This window comes from Candidatus Neomarinimicrobiota bacterium (assembly GCA_021157965.1).
Classification (GTDB): domain Bacteria; phylum Fidelibacterota; class Fidelibacteria; order Fidelibacterales; family Fidelibacteraceae; genus Fidelibacter.
In genome coordinates this window covers 1-4,097 of record JAGGVO010000014.1, presented here as the reverse complement: position 1 = coordinate 4,097, position 4,097 = coordinate 1, and the positions used below count along the sequence as shown (strand labels likewise).

The 4,097-nt window shown below is 47.8% G+C and carries 4 protein-coding genes; all 4 read right to left on the bottom strand.

All coding sequences use genetic code 11. From position 1 onward, the window contains the following. A partial coding sequence (locus J7K63_01955; protein ID MCD6233789.1) for a hypothetical protein occupies window positions 1-674 on the bottom strand: 674 nt, incomplete at its 3' end. A gap of 63 nt (window positions 675-737) precedes the next feature. Next, window positions 738-2,411 carry a phosphodiester glycosidase family protein gene (locus tag J7K63_01950; GenBank protein MCD6233788.1) on the bottom strand — a complete coding sequence of 558 codons (1,674 nt, stop codon included), beginning with the start codon at window positions 2,409-2,411 and terminating at the stop codon, window positions 738-740. Beyond that, complete coding sequence (locus tag J7K63_01945) at window positions 2,408-3,778, bottom strand: ROK family transcriptional regulator (protein ID MCD6233787.1); 1,371 nt, start codon at window positions 3,776-3,778, stop codon at window positions 2,408-2,410. The genes J7K63_01950 and J7K63_01945 overlap by 4 nt, the downstream gene beginning before the upstream one ends. Beyond that, window positions 3,765-3,971, bottom strand: coding sequence for a hypothetical protein (locus J7K63_01940; protein ID MCD6233786.1), 207 nt, complete (start codon window positions 3,969-3,971; stop codon window positions 3,765-3,767). Before J7K63_01940 ends, J7K63_01945 begins: the two co-directional genes overlap by 14 nt. Window positions 3,972-4,097 lie beyond the last annotated feature (126 nt).

The window sequence follows — 4,097 nt, the reverse complement described above, 5'->3', positions numbered from 1 at the left end:
TTGGCACTGAACAGGAAACCATCCGTACCCGGCAGTGGAGCAATTTTTGCCTGATTATCCGTCTTGTCAAAGGTTTCACCTGAAAAAGTAATCTCTTCGGGTACGGGATTCATCACGCCGTCTTCCATTGTGAATTTGAAGGCACGTTTGCCCCACCATCCCGAATCCACCAGATAAACTTCCAGGGTTCCGTCGGCATAACTTCCGTCCACGGTGAATTTGTCACCCAACCGGAAATATTCTGATCCGGTTTCCGTTGTTGTATCAGGCATAAACCGGAGCAGCGTATCCCTGACCCCGTCAATCGAATCCCACATATAAATGGTCACCGGTTCAACCGGGAGCCACTGACCTAAGTGTCCGACGATGGAGGAACCAAAGATCACACCGTCCGCATCCACTTCCACATCGCCCAAAGCAACACCACTCTGGTTCACGGTATCGATTAAGGCACCTGTGGCAATATCGAGGACTTTAATGCCTCTGGCCCGGAATGATCCCAGATAGAGATGACTTCCGTGAGCCGCAATGCCCCGTACATCATGGTCCGTGGTGAACCATTCGGGCAAATTGGCTTCCCGCTTGGCAATCTCCCATTTGGTAGTCAATATCTGGCCAAATGCCAGAGATGCCATAAACATCACAAGCATTCCTAAGATGCCAAATTTCTTCATACCTTTTCTCCTGTCTTTATGAATTCTCTTATTTATCTGTGACCACGTCATAAAACCTGTCACCTACCACATCAGCAACAATTTTCGTGATTCACTTGTATGACTGTTTGTAAACCGCAGAAAATAAATACCCGACGAAACCTTCTCCCCTTTTATATTTCGACCATTCCACGTCAATTGGTATTCACCTCTATCCAAAGCGGCATTGAAGAGCGTGGTAACATGGGTTCCGCGAAGGGAATAGATCCGGGCAGTATAGTAATCACGTTGATCTATGTGCAAAGGAATTACCGTTTCGGCATTAAAGGGATTGGGATAATTCGTTCCCAGAGTAAAACCCTTTGCATAATGAAGCCTGTGATCCGGTTTAACAACACGGGTGACCGAGCTGTCTACATCCATGAAACGGACAGCATCAGCCACGACATAAAATCCGGAGGTAGCGGCATCGGAGATGATTACCTGTTCGGCCGAATCACCGGCAAAGGGATAGGTTCCGATATAATTCCACTGTTCGGCACCCTGTGTTTGATTTACACGAACTGTATCTCTGCCGTCCCTGTGTTTCACAACCACAGGGGTATCAAGGCAGCGGTTACTGGCCGGCACCCACCAGGCATAGACATGGTATTCGGTTTCCCGGGGTAACCGGGGTGAAAACACGGCCTGATCCATGCCTTCGCCTTTGACATTCAGCATGGCCGGACTCACACCCCAGTACCCCGGGTTGGCGGTAGGAAACCAGTCGCTCCCCAGAAATTCACATCTTTCATCCTCCGTATCGAGAATGATGCCGCTGTCGTCATATTCCACAAGTCCCAACGAATCGTAATGGACCACGGCAAAAATGACGGGGACAGACCTGTTTTCCGAGGGAGTGTTGATATTTTTACCGGGAACAGCCATCTGGGTAGATCCTCCACCGTCCAGGTTCATGGCTTCCACACAGCCGAAGGAAATCATAATGTCCGCCAGTTCATTCAGACTTACGCCTGAACTGGCCACCTGACGTCCGTCTGCAGTCACCATGATCACATGCCTGTCCGCCGTATAACCTACAGCAGTCCGTGGATCATTATTCGTCAGCCCGACACCCGATCCCCACATAATTTCTTCATTGTATGTAATATGAACCTGCCCGTCTTTTACCAGGGTCGGTCCGCCACCAATGCCCACCAGCAAGTCCTCCATGGGAATTCCATCCGCAGAAGAAGGTGCCGGTTTGGGCGTGGGATCATTGTATACATAATCCATGGGAGCGTCATACCGGTATGTTTGTTCAGGCTTACTGCCGAAATGATAGATCCAGTCTACCGATAAACCGCCGTTTTCATCCATACTGAACAGGCTCCGCATGAGAGGATAAGAGAGGTTGTTGCGGGTTACGGCACCTATATTCCGCGCTTTGACTTCTCCTGGGTAAATCACGGCCGAATAGGATGTGCTGCCGCCGAAATATCCTCCGTTAATCGCAGCATAGACATTAAAACGTTGTGCCAATGTCCGTACAGGAGCAGTAGATGTGGTAATATAGGGCCTTACAGCCAGATCTTCCCGGTTCAGGTCCACTTCCAGGACCCAGATATTGAGGGCCGGGCTGTTTCGCCGCCCGTAATGGAGTGTGATTCCTTCCGGAAAATTAAAAGCATCGGTAGTATCGGTCCAGCTGATGGCTTCCCCCTGCAACAAGGCAGTCATCATCACCAAAAATACCAATATCAGTCCTGATTTTTTCATGTTACGCTGCTCGCTAAACGTTCCAGAAAAGGATTTTCCTGGTTAGGGTTAAAAAGGGTTTGCAGAGCCATTACCACCGCTCCCCGCAATCCGGCTTCAATTTTCAGCTCTCCAACGGTAATTTTGGACCGGAAAGTGAGGGGAATATTTTTTAAACTCTCTTCCACTTCATGGTGGACCCGTTTCAGCAGATAGGGTGAATTTTCAATTACAAAGCCATTCAGAACGATGACTCCGGGATTCAGGGTTTTCTGAAGATTCAGGCACAGGGATCCCAGCACATAGGCATATTCATCCAAAACGCGGCATACCAGGGGATTTCCTGATTCCGCCATGGCCAGATATTCCGCCAGCCGGGAACGTTTGAAGGGTTCTTTTTTCCCGGGACTGACAGACAATTGAAAGGCACTGAATAAATTCTTCTCTGACAGGATATCCCCATAAATGATATGACCGTTGCAGATGTATTTCAAGGGGCGGTCAACCGAGCGGACATATTCAATATATCCGATTTCTCCGGCAGCACCCTGGACTCCCTTCACCAGGGTTTGATTGTGGATAATCCCAGCGCCGATTCCATCACTGATGGCAATACAGACTAGATCTTTTTCATCTTTGCCTACGCCATATAAGTATTCACCCAGGGCGATGGTATTCACATCATTTTCCAGAATGACGGGGACGTGAAAGGTTTCCTGAAAAACCCCTGAAATGGGTTCATGAGCCCAGTTCTTCAAAGTATCCGCCACCAGGAGATTTCCTTCGAAATAATTGATCTGGCCCGGGGCTCCGATACCAATGGCAATAAGCTTGTCATGGGATATCTTCTTCAGAGCGAGGACATTCTCCATTTCACGGATAATACGCTGAAGAATCGTGGATATGGGCGATCCGGCTTCATACTCAATCACGGAAGTATTCAGCAAATCCCCGTCGATATTGGCCAGAGCGACAATGGTTTCGCTCCGTTTGATCTCAAGTCCGAAAACATATCCCCTGTCCGGATTGAGCCTAATCAATGTCGGCCGCTTCCCTCCTTTTGAGGTGGACTGCCCTTTTCCCGCCTCCAGAAGCATACCGGCGTTATATAAGCGGTTAATAATTTCAGATACGGCTGCTTTGGACATGGAAGCTTCCCGGGAAAGATCCACCCGGGATACCGGACCTTCCTTGTAAATGATATAGAGAAGACGGGTCTCGTTGACCTTCTTCAGATAGGAAGCATCACCTTTCTTAATCAAATGGGCATCCGGAATCATTTTACATAAACCATTTTTGCCGTTTTCAACAATTTGCCATTTTGCACGATACCCGGAATATACATACCGCTGCCCCGGTTTACTGCTGAATGCATCAGCCGGTTTCATCCGTCATTTGTACGTCATTTGTATTCACTTCAATGGCCGGAATCTGTCTGCCTGCTTCCCGGTATGGAATTTCAGCCTTTTCACTGCAGTCTGATACTTTCAAATCCTCCAGACAGATGATTGTTTCAATCAGGTGCCTGTAATACCAGACGACATTCCCATTCAAGTTCTGTTGCCATGTGGATTGTATCATCTTAATTAGTTCGTTTAATTTACTAACTAAATTAAAGCTTCGTTTCCTGAATTTCAAATATTATTTTTCCATAGCTGTTTTTTTGTAAACATCGCCACATCAATCAAGAGGAAAGGATTGATCTAT

Coding starts and splice junctions, on each gene's coding strand:
- J7K63_01945 (MCD6233787.1), bottom strand. CDS start 3,778: ATGAAACCGGCTGATGCATTCAGCAGTAAACCGGGGCAGCGGTATGTA.
- J7K63_01940 (MCD6233786.1), bottom strand. CDS start 3,971: ATGATACAATCCACATGGCAACAGAACTTGAATGGGAATGTCGTCTGG.
- J7K63_01950 (MCD6233788.1), bottom strand. CDS start 2,411: ATGAAAAAATCAGGACTGATATTGGTATTTTTGGTGATGATGACTGCC.